The organism is Microbacterium sp. NPDC055455 (genome assembly GCF_053619935.1).
Genome location: NZ_JBSHLB010000004.1, coordinates 234,138 through 255,667, shown reverse-complemented (window position 1 = coordinate 255,667; position 21,530 = coordinate 234,138). Strand labels below are relative to the sequence as shown.

Sequence of the window (21,530 nt, the reverse complement as noted above, 5' to 3'; positions counted from 1 at the left end):
TTTCCCCCCCCCCCCCGCCCGCCGCCAACCCCTTCCACCCCCGCCCCCCCCCCCCAGCCCCCCCCCCACTTCGTCATCTGGTCGTGCCCGAGACCTTCGGCAGCGCACCGCCGGCGGCCGCGTTGCGGTCGGGACGGAAGTTCGAGAAGTCGGCACCCGGGACGTCGGTCACCAGTGCGAGCTCGTCCTCGATCTTGGCGGCCTCCCACTCCTCGGGGCCCACCAGCGGCAGGCGCACGCGCGGGCTGCCGATGCGGCCGAGTCCGTGCAGGATGTACTTCGCCGACACCGTGCCGGGCACGTGGGTCATCACGGCGCGCACGAGCGGCTCCAGCTGCTTGTGGGCCGCGGTCGCCGCCTTCAGGTCGCCCCGGTTGACGGCGTCGACGATCACGCGGTACGGCTGGGCCGCGATGTTCGCGGTGACGCCGATGAGGCCCGTCGCGCCGATCGCCAGGTGCGGCAGCACATTGGCGTCGTCGCCGGAGAAGTACATCAGGTCGGTCTGGTTGAGCACGCGGCTCACCTCGCTGAAGTCGCCCTTGGCGTCCTTGATGGCGAGGATGTTCGGATGCTTGGCGAGGCGCAGGATCGTCTCGTAGCGGATCGGCACGCCGGTGCGCCCGGGGATGTCGTAGAGGATCACCGGCAGATCGGTGGCGTCGGCGACGAGGCGGAAGTGCGTCAGGATGCCCGCCTGCGTGGGCTTGTTGTAGTACGGCGTGACGATCATGATGCCGTCGGCGCCGACCTTCTCGCTGGCCTTGTACAGCTCGATCGCGTGCGCGGTCTCGTTGGATCCGCCGCCGGTGATGATCTTCGCCCGCCCGGCCGCGACATCCTTGCCGACCTCGACCAGGCGGATCTTCTCCGCATCGGTGAGGGTCGACGTCTCACCCGTGGTGCCGGTCACGACGATGCCGTCGGCGCCCGCGGTGATGACGTCGTCGATGTGCTTCTCGACAGCGGGCCAGTCGACCTCGCCGTCGGCCGTCATGGGGGTGACGAGGGCGACGAGCACCTGTCCGAAGGGATTGCCCGGATGCGTCATGTTCTCAGGGTATCCGGATGCCGCGACTCCGCGTGCCGCCGGAGCAGGCCCGTGTGGCTCGCGCGCGCTCAGCGCCCGCGCTCGGCGATGCGGGCGGCGAGCGCCGGCGGGGCGAATCGGGCCCCCCACACCAGCAGCTTGTACCGCAGCGACGGGATGGAGACGGGCACGCCGCGCGCGGCGTCGCGCAGGGACGCCGCCACGACGTCCCGCGCGTCCAGCCAGAGGGCGTCCGGCACGCCCTCCTGTCCCGGCGGGAGGCCGAGGCGCTCGTGGAAGCTCGTGTGCGTCCAGCCGGGGCAGACGGCGGTCACGGTCACTCCGCGCGGTCCGTAGCGACCGTTCGCCCAGCGGCTGAAGCTGACCAGCCACCCCTTGCACGCGCCGTAGGTCGAGCGCGGGATGAACGCCGCGACCGACGCCACGTTGAGGATGCGGCCCCGGCCGCGCACCAGCATGCCGCCGAGCGCCGCGTGGGTGAGGCGCATGGGCACGTCGACGTGCAGGCGCAGGTGGCTGACCTCGTCGGCGATGTCGTTGCTCTCGAACGCCAGCGGCAGCCCGAACCCCGCGTTGTTGACCAGGATCTCGATCGGGCGGGCCTCGTCGGCCACCCGCTCGATCACGCGGTCCCGCTGCCGGGGCTTCAGCAGGTCCGCGGCGAGCACCTCGACCTCCACGCCGTACACGGTGCGCAGGCGGGACGCGAGGGCCTCGAGCGCGGAGCGGTCGCGCGCCACGAGCACGAGGTCGGCGCCCTTGGCGGCGAGCTGGCGGGCGTACTCGGCGCCGAGGCCCGAGCTCGCGCCGGTGATGAGAGCGGTCTTCGCCACGTCGCCTCGTCCCGCCGCTCTACTGCGCCCGCACGAGCGTCAGGAACCGATAGCGGATGCCGGAGCTCGACGTGTGCCAGCCCTCCGGCGGATCGATCCTCGACGGGATCCACCCCTCGTGCTCGGGCGCGGTGGTGTCGCCGGGCACCTGCAGGTCGAACTCGGTGACCTCCAGGAGATCCGCCTGCCCGATCGCCTCGCGGAACAGCTCCCCGCCGCCGATCACCCAGATCCGGTCGGGGTCGCCCTCCGCCGCCAGCGCGAGCGCGGCCTCGAGCGAGCCGGCGGGTTCGGCGCCGGCCTCCGCCCAGTCGTCCCGGCGCGTGACCACGATGTTGCGCCGCCCGGGCAGCGGCCGGAAGCGGGCGGGGAACGACTCCCACGTGCGCCTGCCCATCACCACCGGCGCGCCGAGCGTCGCCGCCTTGAAATGGGCGAGATCCTCGGGGACGTGCCACGGCATGCCCCCCTGCGCGCCGATCACGCGGTCGCGGGCCTCGGCCCAGATCAGGCCGATCGGGCGACGCGGATCAGCGGCGGTCATACCGCGACCGCGCCGCGGATCGCGGGGTGGTGCTGGTAGTGCTCGAGCACGAAATCCTCGTACCGGTAGTCGAAGATCGAGCCGGGTGTGCGCGCGAGGCGCAGCGTCGGGTACGGGTAGGGGTCGCGGGTCAGCTGCTCGCGCACCTGCTCGAGGTGGTTGTCGTAGATGTGGCAGTCGCCGCCGGTCCACACGAAGTCGCCCGGCTCGAGGCCCGCCTGCTGCGCCACCATGAGGGTCAGCAGCGCGTAGGAGGCGATGTTGAACGGGACGCCGAGGAAGAGGTCGGCGCTGCGCTGGTACAGCTGGCACGACAGCCGGCCGTCGGCGACGTAGAACTGGAACATCGCGTGGCACGGCGCGAGGGCCATGTCGGGGATGTCGGCGGGGTTCCACGCCGAGACGATGAGCCGCCGCGAGTCGGGATTCGCGCGGAGCTGGTCGAGCACGAGCGCGATCTGGTCGATGTGCTCGCCCGACGGCGTCGGCCACGAGCGCCACTGCACCCCGTAGACGGGACCGAGCTCCCCGTCGGCATCGGCCCACTCGTCCCAGATCGTGACGCCGTTCTCCTGCAGCCAGGCGACGTTCGACTCGCCGCGGAGGAACCACAGCAGCTCGTAGGCGACCGACTTGAAGTGAACCCGCTTCGTGGTGACGAGGGGGAACCCCTGCGACAGGTCGAAGCGGATCTGACGGCCGAAGACGCTCGTCGTCCCGGTGCCGGTGCGGTCATCCTTGTGGGTGCCGTTCTCGAGCACGTCGCGCAGGAGGTCTTCGTACGGAGTCGGGATCGGCGTCGTCACGGCTGCCACGATACCCGCCGCCAGCACGTCCGGCCCGGCAGCCGCGCAGCGCTTCGCGTCACGCCGCGTCGCGTCATCTGAGCGATCGGCGCGTCCTCGGCGGCGGAAAGGGGTTAGCCTGGTCTGCTGTGACCCTCGTCGGCGCCCTCATCGCACTCGCCGTGCTCCTCGCGGCGACGATCGCGCTCGGCGCGTACCTGAACTGGCGCCAGTCGCACGCTCGCCGCAACGTGGCCCACGAAGTCGTCGAGCCCCACCGGCTCGGGGCCGAGGGGCTGGGCGAAGTCGCCACGCTGCTGCAGTTCAGCACCGAGATGTGCGCCCGCTGCCCCGGGGTGCACCGCACGCTCGCGGCCATCGCCGACGATCACGAGGGTGTGCTGCACCTCGACGTCGACCTCACGCATCGCCCCGACATCGCCAAGCACTTCCACGTGCTGCAGACCCCCACCACCCTCGTGCTGGACCGCAACGGGGTGGTGCAGACCCGCTTCGGCGGCACCCCGGGGCGCGATGTGCTCGAGCTCGAGCTGAACCGGCTGAGTGCGGAGGGTGCGAGTGTCTGAGCGAGCGGATGCCGCGACCCCGCGCGGCATCGATCCGCGCGGACCGCGGTTCGTGGCAGGCATCACCGCCGTGCTGCTCCTCGTCGACGTGTTCCTCGGGCTGACGGGCCTGTCCACCGCGCGCACCGCCGACGGCTGGGCGATCGCCTCGGCGACGCCCGGCGAGCGGTTCCTGGACCCTGCCTTCCTCCTCCTCCTCGCGATCGCCGTGCTGTTCGCCTGGGGAGTGGCCTCGCCGCGCACGGCGCCGTGGGGCGCGCTGTACCGCGCGCTCGTCGCGCCCCGCCTCGGCGCCCCGACCGAGCTCGAGGACCCGCGCCCGCCGCGCTTCGCGCAGGGCGTCGGTCTCCTCGTCGCCGTCATCGGACTTGCGCTGCACCTGCTCGGCGTGCCCTGGGGCCTCACCATCGCGGCCGCAGCAGCTTTCGTCGCGGCCTTCCTCAACGCGGTCTTCGGCCTCTGCCTGGGGTGCCAGCTGTACCTGCTGCTGCAGCGCGCGGGCATCGTCGGCCGCGCCCGGCCGGCCTCCGCCTGACACGTCGCGCATCGCCGCGCAACCGTCGCGGCGCGGCATCCGTGTTGATTAGGCTGACGCGAGACGCCTGCGACGCAGGCGCACCGCGAGCGAGGAGGCCCCCATGACCGTCACGAGCGAAGCGACCACCGCCTGGAACGGCGGACTGTTCGACGGCTCCGGAGAGACCACCTTCGTCTCGTCGGGCCTGGGCACGTTCCCGGTCAACTGGAAGGCGCGCAGCGAGGGATCCACCTCGGTCACGACGCCCGAGGAGCTGATCGCCGCCGCGCACTCGTCCTGCTTCAGCATGGCGTTCTCGCTCGCCCTCGCCGAGAACGGCACCCCGCCCGAGTCGATCGACACCACGGCGTCGGTGACCTTCAAGCCCGGCACCGGCATCACCGGCAGCCATCTCAACGTCAACGCCGTCGTCCCGGGCATCGAGCCCGAGGAGTTCGAGCGCATCGCGCAGGAGGCGAAGGCCGGCTGCCCGGTCTCGCAGGCCCTCGCGGGCGTCGAGATCACCATCGAGGCCACGCTTGCCTGATTCCCCGGGCGCCGCCGACGCCCCGGCGACCCCGCGGAAGGTGGTCGTCTCCGGCGCGTCGGGGCTGATCGGGGCGGCCCTCGTCGAGAGCCTGCGGGCCGATGGGATCGAGGTCGTCACACTCGTGCGGCGCCCGCCCGTCGAGGCCGGAGAGATCGAGTGGCTCACAACGGACGAGCCGCTCGACCCCGCGGTGCTCGACGGCGCCGACGCCGTCGTCGGGCTGAACGGCGCGAACATCGGACGGTTCCCGTGGACGCCCTCGTACAAGAGCACGCTGCTGTGGTCGCGCGTCACGCCGACGCGTGCGCTGGCCCGCGCCGTGCGGGAGCGGGGAGCGGATGCCCCGCACTTCGTCGCGGCCTCCGCCGTGGGCTACTACGGCTCGGCCCCGGGGGCCCGGCTGACCGAGGATTCGCCGCGCGGTGACACGTTCCTCGCCGATCTGTGCGGGGAGTGGGAGGCGGCAGCGCTCGGAGCGGGGCCCGATGCCGCGGTGTCATTGCTGCGCACGGCGCCCGTGGTGCACGCGGACGGCGTGCTGAAGCCGCTGCTGCTCCTCACGCGCTTCGGGCTCGGCGGGCCGATCGGCCCCGGCACGCAGGCCTGGCCGTGGATCTCGCTCGAAGACTCGGTGCGCGCGATCCGGCACATCATCGACGCGCGACTGACAGGCCCGGTGAACCTCACGGGCCCGACGCGCGCGACGGCGAACGACCTCGGATTCGCGCTGGCGCTGCGGATGAACCGCCCGTTCCTGCTGCGTGCTCCGGTGTGGGGCATGAAGCTGGTGCTCGGGGCCGACGCCACGGAGGCGATCCTCACCGCCGACGCGCACGTCGTGCCCGCCGCGCTCACGGCATCCGGGTTCGTCTTCGCGCACCCGACCGTCGAGGACGCCGTCGCCGCCGCCGTGCCGGCGCGCGTCTAAGCCCGGCCGTCCGCGTCAGCGGGCTCGCTCGGCCGACTCGAGGCGGATCGCTGTGCGCACCGCCTCGCGCGCGCGCCGACGATCACCGGCGGCGTCGTACGCGAGGCCGAGCCGGAACCACACCCGCCAGTCGTCGGGGTGCGCCTCGGCATCGGCGCGGTAGGCGGGGAACACCGCGTCGCCGTCGGCGCGGACGACCCTGCCGCTCGGCAGCACCGCCACCTCGTCCTCGGGCAGTCCCCCCTCTGCCTCGAGTCGACGCCCCAGCTGCTCGGCGCGCACGCCGAACCACAGCTCGCGCCCCAGCGCCCATGCCGCGATGAGCGGCAGCACCACGAGGGCGATCCCGATCGCGACGCCGACGGCCTCGCCGCTGGTCATCAGGAGCCATGCGCGCTGTCCCACCAGCACGATGTACAGCGCGAGCAGCACCGCCATGACGGCGACGCCGATCCGGGCGGTCATGCGGACGTGGTGCGGGCGACCTGCCCCGTGACGCCGCCCTCGTCCAGCGGGCGCGCTTCGGTGTGCGCCGCGCGCCGGCCGATCCCGATGTCGATCAGGCTGTCCAGGCCGATGGTCACACCCGTGGCGTCGCGCGCGGCCGCCAGTGCCAGCCGGATGCCGGGACCGTACGCCCTCGCCGGCTCGACGGTGTCGTGCACGATCGTGAGGGACTCCCCCGGTCCCGACAGGATCGTCTCCTGCCGGGCGAGGACGCCGGGGCGGCGCAGCGAGTGGATGGGGATGCTCGCGACCTGCTGCCCGCGGGCGCGCTGGTCGACGTGCGGCGATTCGACGGGCCCGACGCCCTCCCGCGCCGCCGCGATCAGCTCCGCCGTGCGCACGGCGGTGCCGCTGGGCGAGTCGATCTTCGTCTCGCGGTGCGCTTCGACGATCTCGATCGAGGGGAAGAACGGGGCAGCGGCGGCGGCCAGCGCGGAGCCCAGCACGGAGCCGATGGAGAAGTTCGGGATGAAGACGGCGCCGGTCGCCGCGGCGTCGACGAGCGGTCGCACAAGCGCGATGCGCTCGGCCGACCAGCCGGACGTGCCGACGAGCACGTTGATCCCGCGCTCGATGGCGGCCCGGACGACGTCGATCGACACGGCAGGCGTGGACGCGTCGACGACGAGGTCGGCGCCGTCGAGGTCGGAGAGGTCCGAACGCGAGGTCAGCACGGCGGTCAGCTCGAAGCCGGGCTCCGCCTCGACCACGTCGCGGATGATGCCGCCGAGCTTGCCGGTGCCGCCGACGATGGCCACGCGTGTCGTCATGCGTCCATCCTAGGCGGGCGCCCTGCACCCGGCCGGGCGGCCGCGGGGTAACCGGCGCCTACGCTGGAGAGGTGGTGACACTGCGCCCCTCCCCCGCTGACGCCCCCGACGCCCACGAGCTGCTCGCCGAGTACTTCCGCGCGCGCACCGAGGGGTTCGCGCTCATGGACGTCTCCTACCGCACCTCCTTCCCCGACCCCGCGGCATTCGTCCCGCCGGCGGGCGTCTTCGTCGTGCTGGACGACGACGAGGGCGTCGCGCAGGGCTGCGGCGGCATCCGTCTCATCCCCCCGGGTGCGCTCGGCATCCGTTACGAGCTCAAGCACCTGTATCTGCGACCGGGCACGCGCGGGCGGGGATGGGGCCGGCTGCTGGTCGAGGACCTCGAGCGCCGGGCGCGCGGGTTCGGGGCCGCCGAGCTCGTGCTGGACACGCACCACTCCCTCGAGGCGGCGGGAGCGCTGTACGCCCGCACCGGCTTCACGCCGATCGATCCCTACAACGACAACCCCAACGCGACGCGGTGGTACGGCAAGACGCTGTGAGCGTCCGGCGTCAGACGGGATAGATCTCGGGCAGACCCGTACGCAGCTCGACCGGCAGGTGCGCCATGTCGTTGTGCGAGAGCATCGTCCACGGCCGGCCCTGCTTCTGCGCGATGACGGTGAGCCCGCAGTGCGCCTGGTTGAGCGTCATCCATCGCCACTCCGGCGCCTGCAGCACCTCGCGCACGAACCAGGCGATCACGAAGTTGTGCGTGATCAGCAGCTCGTGGACGTCGCCGCGCTTGCGGACCAGGTACTCGCTGACGGCGTCGGACATCTGGGCGCGCCCGGCCTCGACCTCGGCCTCGGTGACCGATCCGAAGAACGGCTCGAACACCGCGGGCGTGTCGTCGGTCATCCCCGTCGGCACGCAGTCGAAGAGGAGGGCCGAGGGCTCGGGCGAGACCGACGGCATCCGCTCGGCGACCGCCCGCGCCGTCTGGCTCGCCCGCTCCAGCGGCGAGTGCCACACGGCATCGAACGGCACCCCCGAGAGGCGGTCCGCCAGCAGCGAAGCCTGGCGGCGTCCGCGCGGGGAGAGGGGTCCGTCGATGAGACCGTGCTCGGCATCCTGATGCTCACCATGCCGCACGAGGTAGATGTAGTGCGTCACGCAGCTCACTCCGTCGGGGGGTCGCGTGCCGGGGGAAGGCACCCTTCCACCCTACGACACGTGCCCGTGCCGGCCGGCGGGCTGTGGACGCGCCCGTGCAACCGGCCCGGCGGACCGCTGCGGCTACTCCGAGGCGCGTCCGATGTCGGCCAGCTGGGAACGGCTGAGCCGCACCCCGACGCCCTGGACGAGCTCTTCGACATGCTGCGGCGCATACGCGTTGACGATGGGCGCGGTCACGAGCCGCTGGGACAGGAGCCAGGCGACGGCGACCGCGGCGTCGGGGACGCCGAGGTCCGCGCCGACGGCATCGAGCGCGCGCAGCGTCCGGCTCCCCCGCCGGTTCAGATTGGCCGCCAGCTGCGCTCCGCGCACCGACAGCGCCCCGCGGATCTTCGACCGCTGCCGGCCCGCCAGGAAGCCGTGCTCGAGGGCGTGCGACGGCGTGACCGCCATGCCCTGCGCACCGGCGACGAGGCGCAGATCGGCATCGAACTCATGGCGCCTCAGCACGTTGAACGGCACGTCGAGCACCGTGATGCGCGGATAGCCCGCGGACGAGAAGATGCGGGCCTCCACCAGTTGCGCCGCGGTGTAGCCGAACGCGCCGAGCGCGCGCACCTTCCCGGTGTCGACGAGCCACTCCGCCGTCGCGAGGGTGTCTTCCAGCGACGATCCGGGGTCGGTCGTCGCGTCGAGGGACAGCACGTCGATCCGGTCGGTGCGCAGCCTCGTCAGAGACGCTTCGACGGCGCGGATCAGGTTCACCGGGCCGAGCCCCGGGTTGTCGGCGTGACCTCCGACCCGGACGGTCAGCACGATGTCGTCGCGGAGCCCGCGCGAGTGCAGCCACTGGCCGATGATGTGCTCGCTGCGCCCGCTGGAGTAGCTGTCGGCGGTGTGCACCGCGTTGCCGCCGAGCTCGGCGTACGTGTCGAGGATCGCGTGGCTGGACTCGAGGTCGACGTTCCACCCGAACTCGGCCGCGCCGAGGATCAGCGGGAACACGTGCGAGCCGCTCTCACCGAGCGGCACGCGGATGTTGCTGCCCACCGAGGGCCCCTGAACCGGGATGGGTGCCGACGGATGCGGGCCGAGCGCGCCGGTGGCGGCATCCGGGCTCACCGACGGAAGCGTCGAGTCAACGCCGAAGAAAGCCATGTGCCACCCCCTCACTCAGCTCGTCGCCGAACCTTGTGATCAAATGTCCGCACCCCCCGGCGCGTACTTCGAGGGTAGGGCAGTCCGGACAGCACGCCGCGCGCTGAGGCGAACTGTCGATAAACATTGCATAACGGTTTGATCACGAATGGCCGGTCCGGCGAGATCCGCGTCCGCCGGCGCGGCGATGCCGGCGCGCGAGCGAACCGGACGACGGATGCCCGCCCCGGTGTCGGGGCGGGCATCCGCTGCGATGGGCCGGCCGTGCCGGCCGCTCGGGGCTTCGGGCGATCAGCCCTCGGCAGGAGCCTCCGGACCGGGGTTGGCCGCGTCGCGACCCTCCTGGTCGGCGGCCTCCTCGAGCACCGGCTCGAGCGAGAGCTTGCCGCGGTCGTCGATCTTCGTGATCTTGACGAGGAGCTTCTGGCCGACGGAGAGGACGTCGTCGACGTTCTCGACGCGCTTGCCGCCGGCGAGCTTGCGGACCTCGCTGACGTGCAGCAGGCCGTCCTTGCCGGGCAGGAGCGAGATGAACGCGCCGAACGTCGCGATCTTCACGACCGTGCCGAGGAACTGCTCGCCGACCTCCGGGTTGGTGGGGTTGGCGATCGCGTTGACCTGGGCACGGGCTGCCTCGGCCGACGGGCCGTCGACGGCGCCGATGTAGACGGTGCCGTCCTCCTCGATGGAGATGTCGGCGCCGGTCTCGTCCTGGATGGCGTTGATCGTCTTGCCCTTGGGGCCGATGAGCTCGCCGATCTTGTCGACCGGGATCTGCACGCTGATGACGCGCGGGGCCGTCGGAGCCATCTCGTCGGGCGCGTCGATCGCGGCGTTCAGCACGCCCAGGATCGTCAGACGCGCGTCCTTGGCCTGCGTCAGCGCCGCCGAGAGCACCGACGACGGGATGCCGTCGAGCTTCGTGTCGAGCTGGATCGCGGTGACGAACTCGCTCGTGCCGGCGACCTTGAAGTCCATGTCGCCGAGCGCGTCCTCGGCGCCCAGGATGTCGGTCAGCGCGGCGTACCGCGTCTGGCCGTCGACCTCGTCGGACACCAGGCCCATGGCGATGCCGGCGACAGGAGCGCGCAGCGGCACACCCGCGTTCAGCAGCGACAGGGTGGAGGCGCACACCGAGCCCATCGACGTCGAGCCGTTCGAGCCGAGAGCCTCGGAGACCTGGCGGATCGCGTAGGGGAACTCCTCGCGTCCGGGCAGCACCGGCACGAGCGCGCGCTCGGCCAGGAAGCCGTGACCGATCTCGCGACGCTTCGGGCTGCCCACGCGGCCCGTCTCACCGGTCGAGTACGGCGGGAAGTTGTAGTGGTGCATGTAGCGCTTGTGCGTGACGGGCGACAGCGAGTCGATCTGCTGCTCCATCTTGAGCATGTTCAGCGTGGTGACGCCCAGGATCTGGGTCTCGCCGCGCTGGAAGATCGCCGAGCCGTGGACGCGCGGGATGACCTGCACCTCGGCGTCGAGCGGGCGGATGTCGGCGAGGCCTCGACCGTCGATGCGGACGCCCTCGGTGAGGATGCGACCGCGCACGATCTTCTTCGTCACCGACTTGTACGCGGCGCTGAACTCCAGCGTCGCCGTGCCGGGCAGCTGCTCGGCCTCGACCGCGGCGATCAGCTCGGCCTTGACGCGGTCCTTGACGGCGTCGTCGGCGTTCTGACGCTCCTGCTTGTCGGCGATCTGGTAGATGCCCACGAGCTCGTCGTACGCGCGACCCGCCACGAAGTCGTAGGTCTCCTGGCTGTATGCCGGGAAGACCGGGTACGACTGGATCTCCTTCGCCGCGGAGCCGGCGACGACGTTCTGCGCGGCGACGAGCTCCTTGATGAAGGGCTTCGAGGCCTCGAGGCCCTGCGCGACGACCTCTTCGCTCGGCTTGGTCGCGCCGCCCTTGATGAGGTTCCAGGAGCCCTCGGTGGCCTCGGCCTCGACCATCATGATCGCGACGTCGCCGTCGTCGAGCACGCGGCCGGCGACGATGAGGTCGAACACGGCCTCCTCGAGCTGCTTCGCGGTGGGGAACGCGACCCACTGGTCGGCGTGCTCGCCGTGGCCGGGGACGAGCGCCAGGCGGACACCCGCGATCGGACCCGAGAACGGCAGACCCGAGATCTGGGTCGACAGCGAGGCGGCGTTGATCGCGAGCGCGTCGTAGAACTCGCCCGGCGCGATCGAGAGCACCGTGACGACGATCTGCACCTCGTTGCGGAGGCCGTCGACGAACGACGGGCGCAGGGGGCGGTCGATCAGACGGCAGACGAGGATCGCCTCGGTCGAGGGGCGGCCCTCACGACGGAAGAACGATCCCGGGATCTTGCCGGCGGCGTACGAGCGCTCCTCGACGTCGACGGTGAGCGGGAAGAAGTCGAAGCCCTCGCGGGGGTGCTTGCCGGCGCTGGTGGCCGACAGGAGCATGGTCTCCTCGTCGAGGTACGCGGCGACGGCACCCTGTGCCTGCTGCGCGAGTCTGCCGGTCTCGAACCGGACGGTGCGGGTACCGAAGCGGCCGTTGTCGAGGACGGCTTCGGCGGCGGTGATTTCCGGACCTTCCAAGAGGTCCCTCCTTCTTTGTTTAGCCTCGTCCGGCCGTGTGCCGGGCGAGGGTCAATCGAAGGAGCAGGAACAGGCAGATCTCGGCGCGCGGTGATTCCGCGGACTCGCCAGCGCTGGTCACCAGTCGAAGATCACCCGGCGCTTCTCGCGTCGGGGAACCCACCACAGGGGACCAGCTTCCTGCCGGCCTGCTCCACAATGCCCGTCTCGGGCACGGTGCTCATATTGATTTGAGCGGATGCCCAGGGGCAACCCGCACAAGCCTACCAGCGGGGTCCTCCTTCTCAGGAACCCTGGCGGGCGTCGGATGCCCCGCCTAGGGTGGGGGGCATGAGCACCGACGAGAAGCCGGCGTCCTCGGCATCCGATGAGATGAAGCGCAAGTTCAAGGAGGCTCTCGACAGGAAGAACGCCAACCACCGCCAGGGCGAGTCCCACCTCGACGCGGACTCGGCCATCCACGGCACGCACGGCGCGATGACCAAGCGCGAGTTCCGGCGCAAGAGCGGATAGGAAACATGAGCCTCGGGCCGACCAGAGACCACGCCAGGGCGGCGGGGCACGATCGGGGCGCGCTATGAGCGATTTCCGGGAGCGCGTGCCGGACGACGAGCGCGACGTGCCGATCGACGACGACGTCGAGCTCGAGCTGCCGCCGCCGACCATCGACCCGCTCGAAGCGGTCGAGGAAGACGTCGACGAGCTCGAGTTCGAGGAGCGCGAGTCGGCGATCGAATCGGGCGAGATCGACCCCCACGACTGAGACGCAGGAAGGGAGGGTGCGGCTCCCCGCACCCTCCCTTCCTCGTCCTCCTCAGCGCGAGAGGATGGCGTCGCGCTCGCGGGCGCGCCGCTCCTTGGCCTCGGCCTCGGTGATTGCGGCCTCCTCGAGACCCTGCACGCCGACGGCCTCGGGCGATGCCGACATCCCGTCGTGGTCGTGCCCTGACAGCGTCGTCTCGTCGAACGGCAGCTCTCCGGCGAGGACGCGGCGCGCGCGGCCCGCGTCGAACTCCTTGGTCCAGGTGCCGACGAGCACCGTCGCGACTGCGTTGCCGGTGAAGTTGGTGAGCGCACGCCCCTCCGACATGAAGCGGTCGATGCCGACGATGACGCCCACCCCGTTCACGAGGTCGGGGCGGTAGGCCTGCAGACCGCCTGCGAGGGTCGCCAGGCCTGCGCCCGTCACACCCGCCGCGCCCTTCGAGGCGATGATCATGAAGACGAGCAGGCCGATCTGCTCGCCGATGGACATCGGCGCTCCCATGCCGCTGGCGATGAACAGCGACGCCATCGTGAGGTAGATCGCCGTGCCATCGAGGTTGAACGAGTAGCCCGTCGGCACGGTGATCCCGACGACCGGCTTCGAGACGCCGAGGTGCTCCATCTTCGCGATGAGCCGCGGCAGCGCTGATTCGGACGACGATGTGCCCACGATCAGCAGGTATTCGCGCGCCAGGTACTTCATGAGGCTGAAGAGGTTGACGCGAGCGACGAGGTACAGCAGTGTGCCCAGGATGCCGACGATGAAGACGATGCACGTGATGTAGAAGGCGATCATCAGCGTGCCCAGGGCCCAGATCGCGGCGATGCCCGTGTTGCCGACGACCGCCGCGATGGCTCCGAACGCGCCGATCGGCGCGAGCCACAGGATCATGCCGAGGATGCGGAACACCAGGCTCTGCAGATGCTTGACGGCATTCATGATCGGCGCGCCCTTGTCGCCCATCTGCTGGAGGGCGAAGCCCACCAGCAGCGCGATGAAGAGCACCTGGAGCACGCTCTCCCCGGTGAAGGCCGAGAAGAACGTGGTCGGGATGATGCCGAGGATGAACTCCTGCGTGGTCTTGGCCTCCGCGGTGGACTCGTAGCTCGCGCTGGTCATGTTGAGGCCCTCGCCCGGGTGGAGGAGGTTGCCGACCACGAGGCCGATGGCGAGCGCGAAGGTCGACATCACCATGAAGTACAGCAGCGCGAGCCCGCCGATCCTGCCGACTGTCGCGGCCTTGGCGATGGAGCCCACCCCGACCACGATCGTGCAGAAGATGATGGGTGCGATCATCATCTTGATGAGGGCGACGAAGCCCTCGCCGAGCGGCTTGAGGGCCACGCCGACGTCGGGCCAGACGAGGCCGACGACGGCGCCGAGCACCACCGCGACGATCACGGCGATGTAGAGCCAGGTGTGCTTGTCCCACGCCTGCTTGCCGCGCCTGGCGTTGAAGCCGGGGAGCGTGAACGACGTGGTGCGGGTCGAGAGAGCCATCTTTGCCTCCTGCGGGATGTACGACGGTGTGTCCGCGGTGCCGCACGATCCGGCGGCGTGACCACAGCGTGCGCGCAGGCACCGGCATGGTCCTACTTGTGGTCGTATTGGTCGCGCCCGGACGCTCGGCGCAGCAGCGCGCAGGCGCGAGGATGGATGCGGCGGCATCGAGGAGGAGAGCCATGTCAGCGAAGACAGAGCGCGGCAGCGCGGCATCCCGCGTCTTCGCCGTGGTCGCGCTCTCTGCCGCGGTCATCGTGGCCGCTCTGGCCGGCGTGCTGGTGCTGGACGCGGAACGGTCCGAGAGGGGCGAGGCCGAGGAGGTGACCCGGGCGGTGGCGGCATCCCTCGCCGTCCTTCCCGAAGTGGGCGCCGCGCTGACGGAGGCGGGGGCCTCGGCGCGACTGCAGCCGGTCGCCGAGGACGTGATGACGCGCGCGGGGGTGGACTTCGTGACGATCATGACGCCCGACGGCATCCGCGTGACCCACCGGGACCGGGACCAGATCGGCCGGCACTACCTCGGCACGATCCCCGCAGCGCCGCAAGCGGTCACCGAGGAGTTCACCGGCACGCTCGGCCCCTCCGTCCGCACGATCGTGCCGGTGGAGTCCGCCGGCGAGCTCGTCGGCTGGGTGTCGGTCGGCGTGACGATCGGCAGCATCTGGTCGGACATCGCGCCGCGGCTGCCCTTCGTCGTGTCGATCGCGCTCGCGCTGCTGGCCGCGGGACTGATCGGGGCATGGCTGGCCCGTCGCACCACGCGTCGCCTGGCCGGCGACCTGCCGGCCGGCACGATCCGCGACGCCGTCGCCTCGTACGAGTCGGTGCGCACCCTCGGCGAGGCGCTGCGCGCGCAGACCCATGAGCATGGGAATCGCATGCACACGGCGGTCTCGCTCCTCGAGCTCGGCCGCACGCGCGAGGCGATCGACATCCTCACCGAGACCTCGCGCCAGAGTCAGGAGCTGGTGGATCAGGTCGCCTCCCGCCGGGGCGGCGATCCCACCGTGGGCGCGCTGCTGCTCGGCAAGGCCGCGCAGGCCCGCGAGCGCGGAATCGAGTGGTCGGCCGAGATCGACCCGCAGGCGCCTCGCAGCGCGCTCTCGCCCGTCGACGCGGTGTCGGTCGTCGGGAATCTCATCGACAACGCGATGGATGCCGCGGCCGCCGCTGACGCACCGCGCTGGGTGCGCGTCGCCTTCGGCACCGCGCCCTCGTCGCCGCCCGCGCTGCGCCTGGAGGTGTCCGACAGCGGTTCCGGCGTGCCCGCCGGGGTGCGCGACCGGATCTACGAGCACGGCTTCTCGACGAAGCCGCGAGGCGCGGAGGGGCGCGGTGTGGGATTGGCGCTGGTCCACTCGATCGTGACGGGCGCCGGCGGATCGGTCACCCTGCGGGACCACCCGACGACCTTCGTCGTCACCCTCCCGGCGGGGCCGGACCCATGATCGGCGTCCTGCTCGTGGACGACGACGCGCTCACGCTCGAGCTGCACCGGGAGTACGTCGCGCGCCTGGACGGCTTCCGGGTGGTCGCGGAGTGCACCGGCGCCCGCGCCGCGATCGACGCCGTGCTCACGCGCCACGACGACATCGATCTGGTGCTGCTCGATGTGACCATGCCCGACGGCACGGGGCTCGACGTGCTGCGGCACCTGCGAGCGCGCGGGATCGCCGTGGACGTCATCGCGATCACGGGCGTGCGCGACGCCGAGGTCGTGCGCCAGATGGTCGCGCTCGGGGTCGCCCAGTATCTGGTGAAGCCTTTCGCCTTCGCCGCCTTCCGCGAGCGCCTCGAGCAGTACCGCGAGTTCCGCCGCCGCGCCGTCGAGGCCGCAGGCGCACCCACTCAGGCCGAGATCGATGCGCTGCTGGGGGCGCTTCGCCCCGCCGTGCCGGTGGCGCTGCCGAAGGGGCTCTCCGCCGGTACGCTCGCCCGCATCAGCGACGAGGTCCGCGAGCGCGGTCCGGTCTCGGCCGCGGAGGCGGCGGACCGCCTGGGGATGTCCCGCGTCGCGGCGAGGCGATACCTGGAGCACCTCGTCACGGCCGGCCGAGCGCACCGGGCGCCGCGCTACGGCACCGGCGGCCGCCCCGAGTCGGAGTACGGCTGGGTGCATGACGCCCAGACGCACGGTGGCACCGCGGACGGGTGAGCGGATGCCTCAGCCGGCGCGCTCGGACGCCGCCACGCTCCCCTGCGGGCCGACGAGCACGTACCCGGTGTGCTTGGCGGTGAGCCCGTCACCCGCCGTCGCGCCGCGCAGCCTCCGCCACACCCAGGGCAGCGCGTCACGGCGCAGCCACGAGCCCGGCAGCGCCGGATCGTCGTCGGCGTGGAGGCTCGCGTCGAGCTCGCCCAGCGCTTCGGCGTGCGGAACCCCCAGCGCCTCGGCCGCCCGATACGCCAGGAAGCGGTGTCCCCGCGGGCGCAGGTGCACCTTGTCGTCCGCCCAGAGCTCGGGGTCCCCGATGACCGGAAGCGCCTCGAGGTCGAGCAGCACGGAACCCGTCTCGGCGGCGATGCGCCGCAGCTCCGAGGCGTAGACGGCGAAGCGGCGTGCGAACAGCAGCGCGGCGCGGCGCCGCGGGAGGAACGGCGTCACCAGCAGCACGTCGGCGCCCGCGGCCCGCAGCGCGCGGACAGCCTCCTCGAGCCGGGCCGCCACCGCGACAGGGTCGACCCGCGCGCCCACGAGGTCGTTGGCCCCGATGAGGACTGCGGCGAGGTCGGGACGCAGCGCGAGGGCGTGCGGCAGCTGCTCCTCGACCAGGTGCTGCACCCGACGACTGCGGACCGCGAGGTTCGCATAGCGGAAGGGCGCGCCGGCGCCTGAGGCGTGCGCGAGCAGCTGCGCCAGCCGGTCCGTCCAGCCGCGGTACTGCCCGGCCGGCATACGGGAGGCATCGCACAGCCCCTCCGTGATCGAGTCGCCCAGCGCGACGAGGCGCGACCACGGCCTGGGCGGCGCGGCGGTCGGACCGGGAGCCGCCGGTCTTGTCGCCGCACGCTGCAGCAGCGCGTCGTCGATGGGGCGCAGCATCCGCGCCTCTTCGTAGTGCTCGACCAGCTGCCGGCAGACCGCGCCCCACGATCGGTCGCTGACCGACGCGCGGGCGGCCGCGGCGAAGGCACGGCGCTTGCCGTCGTCGCCCACGAGGTCCGTCACGCGCGCACGCAGGTCCCGCAGATCGCCGGGGCGGTACAGCCACCCGTCGACGCTCGAGCGGACGAGGTCGAGCGGGCCGCCGCTCCCCGTCGCGACGACGGGCACGCCACTGGCGAGCGCCTCCTGGATGGTCTGCCCGAAGGTCTCGCTCTCGCCGGGGTGGACGAACACGTCGAAGCTCGCCATCGCCGCGGCCAGCGCATCGCCGGCGAGGTGCCCGGTGAAGACGGCCCCCGGCAGTCAGCCGAGGACGAAGGGCGACGCCAGGTGCACCACGTCGGGGTCGAACGTGCGGAGGATCGAGGCCAGGCGGGCAGCCCGGGCGAACACGACGCGCACCTGCGGATACGACGGCAGCGGCACCGAGCGCAGCAGCTCCGTGCGGGCCCCGTGCAGGTCGGTCGTGATCTCGCCGGCGCGGGGTGCGATGACCAGCGTGTCGTGGCCTTCGGCGGCGAGGTGACGCAGGATCTGGAGCACGGACCCCGTGACCCCGTTCATGTGCGGCAGGAACGATTCGGCGAGGAGTGCGACTCTCACCCCTCCAGCGTGGCGGCGCGGGCACGTCCTGCCGGCGAGAATCGGCCCCTGCAAGGGAGTGTTCACCCGATGCACCGCGGGAGGTCACCGGACGTGCCCTGTTCCGTCGCCGTTCATCACGCCCGGCTATCAAGGAGCCATGGTCGAGGAGCTTCTGACCGAGATCGCGCACAGCCCCTGGGCGCTGCCGCTGCTGTTCGCCCTCGTCCTGGGCGACGCGTTCCTCGTGGTCATCCCGGGCGAGGCGGCGGTGACGGCGCTCGGCGCGCTGGCCGTATCGGAGGGCCGCCCGGCGCTCGCCGCGATCGTGCTCGTCGCCGCAGCGGCGGCGCTGGCCGGCGACGGCGCCTGCTACCTCGTGGGCCGGACCATCGGGCTGCAGCGCTGGCGGTGGATGCGCGCACCCCGCAGCCAGGCCGCCTTCGCGTGGGCGCGGCTCCGGCTCGAGCGACGTGCGGCGCTGGTGCTGTTCACCGCGCGCTTCATCCCGTTCGCCCGGCTCGCGGTCAATCTCACCGCCGGGGCGACGAGGCTCCCGGCGCCGCGCTACCTCGCCGTCGCGGCCTTCGCAGCCCTCGCCTGGGCGCTCTACCAGGCGCTCGTGGGCGCGGTGGTCGCCACGCTCGTGCCGGGAGGTCCTGTCGCGGCGGTGGTCGTGTCCGTCGCGGTCGCCGTCGGACTCGGGCTCGCGGTCGACGCCGTGCTGGCACGCCGGCTCCGTGCCCGGCGCTCACCCGGCGCCGAGTGAGCCTCGCGACAGGTCAGGATGGAGACGTGGCAGACGCGACCCCTGACGGATACGACGGCGGTTTCCTCGGCATCCCGCTCCCCCTCCCGCAGCCGCTCGGCGACGGCGAGGTCCGCGAGCTGCTGTACCCGCGCTTCACGGTCCTGCTCGACACGGTCCGCCGCCTCGCCATGGCGACCGCGGTGAACATCGACGGCTCGACGCTGCACGACCTTCCTCGCACCGGCCAGTGGCGGCTGGACCCCCGTGTGCCCGCAGCCCAGCAGGCGGGGCCCGAGGTCTACGCCGCCAACGACCTCGACCGCGGTCACCTGGTGCGCCGCCGTGACCCCGGGTGGGGCACGCCGGCCGAGGCCAGGCGGGCGACCGAGGCGACGTTCGCATACCCGAACGCCGCACCGCAGGCGAGCGGCTTCAACCAGTCGAAGGAGCTGTGGCTCGGCCTCGAGGATCACGTGCTCGAGTTCGCCGACACGACCGACCAGCGCCTCAGCGTCTTCACCGCGCCCGTGCTGGCGCCCGACGACCCGCCGTACCGAGGCATCCGGATCCCGCGTCGCTTCTTCAAGGTCGCCGCGTGGGCGTCGGCGCACGACGAGCGGATGCCGCAGCTCGCGGCGGCCGGATTCGTCCTGGACCAGTCCGCGCTGATCGACGTGAGGCAGGGCGCGCTGGCCGTGCCGGCGCTCGGGGCGTTCCGGACGTTCCAGGTGCCGATCGCCGACATCGAGGAGCTGGCCGGCGTAGATCTCGGACCGCTCGTGGAGGCCGACGTGCTGCCGGCCGTCGACGAGCTCAGGGGCGGGGAGGCGCGCGGAGAGGACGAATGGCGTCCCCTCCGCGCACCCGAGGACATCTGCCTCGGATGAGGCCGGGGGCTACTCCCCCGCCAGCCCGCCGAGCAGGTGCCCGAACGAACGGCCCTCGCCGAGATAGTTCGCCGGGTCGAACGGGTCGGCGTCGGTCGCCGGCTCGCGCCGCGCGACCGCGTCGGCGAGCTCGCGCGCACCGCGCTCGATCCGCTCCGCGAGCGGCGCGACGTTGTCTGCCGACGCACCCCAGTCGCTGGAGGCCGCGAAGACGCCGGTGGACACCGGCTCGGCGTGGAGGTACGTGAACAGCGGCCGGATCGCGTAGTCGATCGCCAGCGAGTGACGCGCGGTGCCGGCGTTCGCTCCGATCAGCACCGGCTTGCCGGTCAGCGCGTCGGGGTCGAGCACGTCGATGAACGACTTGAACAGCCCGGAGTAGCTCGTCGAGAAGATCGGCGTCACCGCGATGACCGCGTCGGCCGAGACGACCGCGTTGACCACGGACTCCAGGGCCGGCGGCGCGAAGCCGGTCAGCAGGTTGTTCGTGATGTCGTGCGCGTAGTCGCGCAGCTCGAACACGTCGACCTCGACCTGGATGTCGCGCTCGGTCAGGTGCTCGACGGTCGCGGCGGCGAGCCGGTCGGCCAGCATGCGGGTCGACGACGGGTTCGACAGCCCTGCCGAGACGACGGCGATACGGCGTGCCGTGGTCATGTCAGGCTCCCTTCCGGCCGAGGCCGAACGACGCGCCCGCGGCGGCGCCGGCCTTCGAGGCGGCATCCCGGTAAGGGCTCGCGCCGACGAGGTTGTCGCCGCGGTTGGCTCCGGGAACCGCCTGGCGCGGCGCCTGGTCGCCGTACGCGGCGGCGACCAGGTTGGCGTGGGTCGGGGCATCCGGGACCTCTGACGGCCGGTTCTGCTGCAGCTCCCTGCGCAGCACCGGCACCACCTCGCCGCCCAGGATGTCGAGCTGCTCGAGCACCGTCTTCACCGGGAGGCCGGCGTGGTCGATGAGGAACAGCTGGCGCTGGTAGTCGCCGAACGTCTCGCGCATCGCGGCGTACCGGTCGATGACCTGCTGCGGCGAGCCCACGGTCAGCGGCGTCATCTCGCTGAAGTCCTCGAGGGACGGGCCGTGGCCGTACACCGGCGCGTTGTCGAAGTACGGCCGGAACGCGCTGACGGCGTCCTGCGAGTTCTTCGACATGAACACCTGTCCGCCGAGCCCGACGATCGCCTGCTCGGGCGTGCCGTGGCCGTAGTGCGCGAAGCGCTGGCGGTACAGCGCGATCAGACGCTGGTAGTGCTCCTTCGGCCAGAAGATGTTGTTGGCGAAGAACCCGTCGCCGTAGTACGCCGCCTGCTCGGCGATCTCGGGCGTGCGGATCGATCCATGCCAGACGAACGGCGCGACGCCGTCGAGCGGCCGGGGCGTGGAGGTGAACCCCTGCAGCGGGGTGCGGAACTGACCCTCCCAGTCCACGACGTCCTCGCGCCACAGGCGGTGCAGCAGGTTGTAGTTCTCGATCGCCAGGGGCAGACCCTGGCGGATGTCCTTGCCGAACCACGGATACACCGGGCCGGTGTTGCCGCGGCCGATCATGAGATCGGTGCGACCCTCCGACACGTGCTGGAGCATCGCGTAGTCCTCGGCGATCTTCACCGGGTCGTTGGTGGTGATGAGGGTCGTCGCGGTGGACAGGATCAGGCGCTCGGTCTGCGCGGCGATGTACGCGAGGGTCGTCGTCGGCGACGACGACCAGAACGGCGGGTTGTGGTGCTCGCCCAGCGCGAAGACGTCGAGCCCCACCTCCTCGGCGTGCTTGGCGATCTCGATGGTCGCCTTGATGCGCTCGGCCTCACTGGGGGTGGTGCCGTTCGTCGGGTCCTCGGTGATGTCGCTCACCGTGAAGATTCCGAACTGCATTCCCGACCACGTGGTGCTCTCGCTCACGATCGCTTCTCCGCTCTTTCGCCGTGCGGGTTCTCCGTCGCGGACGAATCTATGCAAATGAATGTATATCGTGCAA

The 21,530-nt window shown here is 71.8% G+C and carries 25 protein-coding genes and 1 pseudogene; 11 read left to right on the top strand and 15 right to left on the bottom strand.

Annotated features, from left to right (window positions below; translation table 11 throughout):
* Positions 1-73: 73 nt before the first annotated feature.
* The 4 genes from dapA to ACWGUG_RS13245 form a co-directional block, all read right to left on the bottom strand.
* On the bottom strand, positions 74-1,051 hold the full coding sequence (gene dapA / locus ACWGUG_RS13260) for a 4-hydroxy-tetrahydrodipicolinate synthase (protein WP_336399037.1): 978 nt from the start codon (positions 1,049-1,051) through the stop codon (positions 74-76).
* Positions 1,052-1,119: 68 nt separating this feature from the next.
* On the bottom strand, positions 1,120-1,884 hold the full coding sequence (locus ACWGUG_RS13255) for an SDR family NAD(P)-dependent oxidoreductase (protein WP_452324947.1): 765 nt from the start codon (positions 1,882-1,884) through the stop codon (positions 1,120-1,122).
* A gap of 19 nt (positions 1,885-1,903) precedes the next feature.
* Positions 1,904-2,428 (bottom strand): dihydrofolate reductase, encoded by a 525-nt coding sequence (locus ACWGUG_RS13250; protein WP_452324946.1) that lies wholly within the window; start codon positions 2,426-2,428, stop codon positions 1,904-1,906.
* Positions 2,425-3,234, bottom strand: a complete 810-nt coding sequence (locus ACWGUG_RS13245) for a thymidylate synthase (RefSeq protein WP_378884818.1) — start codon at positions 3,232-3,234, stop codon at positions 2,425-2,427. The genes ACWGUG_RS13250 and ACWGUG_RS13245 overlap by 4 nt, the downstream gene beginning before the upstream one ends.
* A gap of 128 nt (positions 3,235-3,362) precedes the next feature.
* Between ACWGUG_RS13245 and ACWGUG_RS13240 the strand changes: the two genes are divergently transcribed.
* From ACWGUG_RS13240 to ACWGUG_RS13225, 4 genes are all read left to right on the top strand, one after another.
* Positions 3,363-3,800 carry a TlpA family protein disulfide reductase gene (locus ACWGUG_RS13240; RefSeq protein ID WP_378884815.1) on the top strand — a complete coding sequence of 146 codons (438 nt, stop codon included), beginning with the start codon at positions 3,363-3,365 and terminating at the stop codon, positions 3,798-3,800.
* Entirely contained in the window at positions 3,793-4,335 is a 543-nt protein-coding gene (locus ACWGUG_RS13235; RefSeq protein WP_336399042.1) for a DUF4395 domain-containing protein, read from the top strand. Before ACWGUG_RS13240 ends, ACWGUG_RS13235 begins: the two co-directional genes overlap by 8 nt.
* 103 nt (positions 4,336-4,438) lie before the next feature.
* Positions 4,439-4,864 carry an OsmC family peroxiredoxin gene (locus ACWGUG_RS13230; protein ID WP_336399043.1) on the top strand — a complete coding sequence of 142 codons (426 nt, stop codon included), beginning with the start codon at positions 4,439-4,441 and terminating at the stop codon, positions 4,862-4,864.
* Positions 4,857-5,795 (top strand): TIGR01777 family oxidoreductase, encoded by a 939-nt coding sequence (locus tag ACWGUG_RS13225; protein ID WP_452324945.1) that lies wholly within the window; start codon positions 4,857-4,859, stop codon positions 5,793-5,795. Before ACWGUG_RS13230 ends, ACWGUG_RS13225 begins: the two co-directional genes overlap by 8 nt.
* A 15-nt stretch (positions 5,796-5,810) precedes the next feature.
* Here ACWGUG_RS13225 and ACWGUG_RS13220 read toward each other — a convergent pair whose 3' ends face one another.
* Both ACWGUG_RS13220 and ACWGUG_RS13215 read right to left on the bottom strand, forming a co-directional pair.
* Entirely contained in the window at positions 5,811-6,260 is a 450-nt protein-coding gene (locus ACWGUG_RS13220) for a hypothetical protein (protein WP_336399045.1), read from the bottom strand.
* On the bottom strand, positions 6,257-7,072 hold the full coding sequence (locus ACWGUG_RS13215) for a 4-hydroxy-tetrahydrodipicolinate reductase (protein WP_378884803.1): 816 nt from the start codon (positions 7,070-7,072) through the stop codon (positions 6,257-6,259). The genes ACWGUG_RS13220 and ACWGUG_RS13215 overlap by 4 nt, the downstream gene beginning before the upstream one ends.
* A gap of 71 nt (positions 7,073-7,143) precedes the next feature.
* Here ACWGUG_RS13215 and ACWGUG_RS13210 point away from each other — a divergent pair, with 71 nt between their 5' ends.
* On the top strand, positions 7,144-7,617 hold the full coding sequence (locus tag ACWGUG_RS13210; protein ID WP_336399047.1) for a GNAT family N-acetyltransferase: 474 nt from the start codon (positions 7,144-7,146) through the stop codon (positions 7,615-7,617).
* Between the two features lie 10 nt (positions 7,618-7,627).
* Here the strand turns inward: ACWGUG_RS13210 and ACWGUG_RS13205 are convergent, their stop codons facing one another.
* From ACWGUG_RS13205 to ACWGUG_RS13195, 3 genes are all read right to left on the bottom strand, one after another.
* Positions 7,628-8,230 carry a histidine phosphatase family protein gene (locus ACWGUG_RS13205; RefSeq protein ID WP_336399048.1) on the bottom strand — a complete coding sequence of 201 codons (603 nt, stop codon included), beginning with the start codon at positions 8,228-8,230 and terminating at the stop codon, positions 7,628-7,630.
* Positions 8,231-8,353: 123 nt separating this feature from the next.
* Complete coding sequence (locus ACWGUG_RS13200; RefSeq protein ID WP_452324944.1) at positions 8,354-9,391, bottom strand: aldo/keto reductase; 1,038 nt, start codon at positions 9,389-9,391, stop codon at positions 8,354-8,356.
* Between the two features lie 291 nt (positions 9,392-9,682).
* A complete protein-coding gene (locus tag ACWGUG_RS13195) occupies positions 9,683-11,962 on the bottom strand; it encodes a polyribonucleotide nucleotidyltransferase (RefSeq protein WP_378884794.1) in 2,280 nt (759 codons plus the stop codon).
* Between the two features lie 330 nt (positions 11,963-12,292).
* On the opposite strand from ACWGUG_RS13195, the gene ACWGUG_RS13190 reads away from it, so the two are divergent.
* The gene (locus ACWGUG_RS13190) at positions 12,293-12,475 is read left to right on the top strand and encodes a DUF5302 domain-containing protein (RefSeq protein ID WP_336399051.1); all 183 of its coding nucleotides are present in this window, start codon (positions 12,293-12,295) and stop codon (positions 12,473-12,475) included.
* A gap of 64 nt (positions 12,476-12,539) precedes the next feature.
* The gene (locus tag ACWGUG_RS13185; RefSeq protein ID WP_336399052.1) at positions 12,540-12,725 is read left to right on the top strand and encodes a hypothetical protein; all 186 of its coding nucleotides are present in this window, start codon (positions 12,540-12,542) and stop codon (positions 12,723-12,725) included.
* 51 nt (positions 12,726-12,776) lie between these two features.
* On the opposite strand, the gene ACWGUG_RS13180 is transcribed toward ACWGUG_RS13185, so the two are convergent.
* Entirely contained in the window at positions 12,777-14,228 is a 1,452-nt protein-coding gene (locus ACWGUG_RS13180; RefSeq protein WP_336399053.1) for a cation:dicarboxylate symporter family transporter, read from the bottom strand.
* Between the two features lie 182 nt (positions 14,229-14,410).
* Between ACWGUG_RS13180 and ACWGUG_RS13175 the strand changes: the two genes are divergently transcribed.
* Together ACWGUG_RS13175 and ACWGUG_RS13170 are read left to right on the top strand one after the other, a co-directional pair.
* Positions 14,411-15,679 carry a sensor histidine kinase gene (locus ACWGUG_RS13175; RefSeq protein ID WP_452324943.1) on the top strand — a complete coding sequence of 423 codons (1,269 nt, stop codon included), beginning with the start codon at positions 14,411-14,413 and terminating at the stop codon, positions 15,677-15,679.
* A complete protein-coding gene (locus ACWGUG_RS13170; protein WP_336399055.1) occupies positions 15,676-16,386 on the top strand; it encodes a response regulator in 711 nt (236 codons plus the stop codon). The genes ACWGUG_RS13175 and ACWGUG_RS13170 overlap by 4 nt, the downstream gene beginning before the upstream one ends.
* 9 nt (positions 16,387-16,395) lie before the next feature.
* Here the strand turns inward: ACWGUG_RS13170 and ACWGUG_RS13165 are convergent, their stop codons facing one another.
* The 3 genes and pseudogenes from ACWGUG_RS13165 to ACWGUG_RS13155 form a co-directional block, all read right to left on the bottom strand.
* A complete protein-coding gene (locus ACWGUG_RS13165) occupies positions 16,396-17,301 on the bottom strand; it encodes an SGNH/GDSL hydrolase family protein (RefSeq protein WP_452324975.1) in 906 nt (301 codons plus the stop codon).
* Positions 17,278-17,640, bottom strand: a pseudogene (locus ACWGUG_RS13160) (glycosyltransferase); the annotation flags it as partial. The pseudogene ACWGUG_RS13160 and the gene ACWGUG_RS13165, both read right to left, overlap by 24 nt.
* Entirely contained in the window at positions 17,641-17,940 is a 300-nt protein-coding gene (locus ACWGUG_RS13155) for a glycosyltransferase (RefSeq protein ID WP_452324942.1), read from the bottom strand. It abuts the pseudogene before it with no gap.
* A gap of 139 nt (positions 17,941-18,079) precedes the next feature.
* On the opposite strand from ACWGUG_RS13155, the gene ACWGUG_RS13150 reads away from it, so the two are divergent.
* Positions 18,080-18,688: a DedA family protein gene (locus ACWGUG_RS13150; RefSeq protein WP_452324941.1), complete on the top strand. Its 609-nt coding sequence runs from the start codon at positions 18,080-18,082 to the stop codon at positions 18,686-18,688.
* Positions 18,689-18,714: 26 nt separating this feature from the next.
* Positions 18,715-19,557 carry a DNA/RNA non-specific endonuclease gene (locus tag ACWGUG_RS13145; protein WP_452324940.1) on the top strand — a complete coding sequence of 281 codons (843 nt, stop codon included), beginning with the start codon at positions 18,715-18,717 and terminating at the stop codon, positions 19,555-19,557.
* Between the two features lie 9 nt (positions 19,558-19,566).
* Here ACWGUG_RS13145 and ACWGUG_RS13140 read toward each other — a convergent pair whose 3' ends face one another.
* A complete protein-coding gene (locus tag ACWGUG_RS13140; RefSeq protein WP_452324939.1) occupies positions 19,567-20,214 on the bottom strand; it encodes an FMN reductase in 648 nt (215 codons plus the stop codon).
* A 1-nt stretch (position 20,215) separates the two neighbouring features.
* Positions 20,216-21,427 (bottom strand): LLM class flavin-dependent oxidoreductase, encoded by a 1,212-nt coding sequence (locus tag ACWGUG_RS13135; protein WP_452324974.1) that lies wholly within the window; start codon positions 21,425-21,427, stop codon positions 20,216-20,218.
* Positions 21,428-21,530 lie beyond the last annotated feature (103 nt).

Bases quoted from the DNA above. Each gene is read 5' to 3' on its own strand.
- dapA (WP_336399037.1), bottom strand. From the start codon at position 1,051: ATGACGCATCCGGGCAATCCCTTCGGACAGGTGCTCGTCGCCCTCGTC.
- ACWGUG_RS13250 (WP_452324946.1), bottom strand. From the start codon at position 2,428: ATGACCGCCGCTGATCCGCGTCGCCCGATCGGCCTGATCTGGGCCGAG.
- ACWGUG_RS13230 (WP_336399043.1), top strand. From the start codon at position 4,439: ATGACCGTCACGAGCGAAGCGACCACCGCCTGGAACGGCGGACTGTTC.
- ACWGUG_RS13220 (WP_336399045.1), bottom strand. From the start codon at position 6,260: ATGACCGCCCGGATCGGCGTCGCCGTCATGGCGGTGCTGCTCGCGCTG.
- ACWGUG_RS13215 (WP_378884803.1), bottom strand. From the start codon at position 7,072: ATGACGACACGCGTGGCCATCGTCGGCGGCACCGGCAAGCTCGGCGGC.
- ACWGUG_RS13200 (WP_452324944.1), bottom strand. From the start codon at position 9,391: ATGGCTTTCTTCGGCGTTGACTCGACGCTTCCGTCGGTGAGCCCGGAT.
- ACWGUG_RS13190 (WP_336399051.1), top strand. From the start codon at position 12,293: ATGAGCACCGACGAGAAGCCGGCGTCCTCGGCATCCGATGAGATGAAG.
- ACWGUG_RS13185 (WP_336399052.1), top strand. From the start codon at position 12,540: ATGAGCGATTTCCGGGAGCGCGTGCCGGACGACGAGCGCGACGTGCCG.
- ACWGUG_RS13180 (WP_336399053.1), bottom strand. From the start codon at position 14,228: ATGGCTCTCTCGACCCGCACCACGTCGTTCACGCTCCCCGGCTTCAAC.
- ACWGUG_RS13175 (WP_452324943.1), top strand. From the start codon at position 14,411: ATGTCAGCGAAGACAGAGCGCGGCAGCGCGGCATCCCGCGTCTTCGCC.
- ACWGUG_RS13170 (WP_336399055.1), top strand. From the start codon at position 15,676: ATGATCGGCGTCCTGCTCGTGGACGACGACGCGCTCACGCTCGAGCTG.
- ACWGUG_RS13150 (WP_452324941.1), top strand. From the start codon at position 18,080: ATGGTCGAGGAGCTTCTGACCGAGATCGCGCACAGCCCCTGGGCGCTG.
- ACWGUG_RS13140 (WP_452324939.1), bottom strand. From the start codon at position 20,214: ATGACCACGGCACGCCGTATCGCCGTCGTCTCGGCAGGGCTGTCGAAC.
- ACWGUG_RS13135 (WP_452324974.1), bottom strand. From the start codon at position 21,427: ATGCAGTTCGGAATCTTCACGGTGAGCGACATCACCGAGGACCCGACG.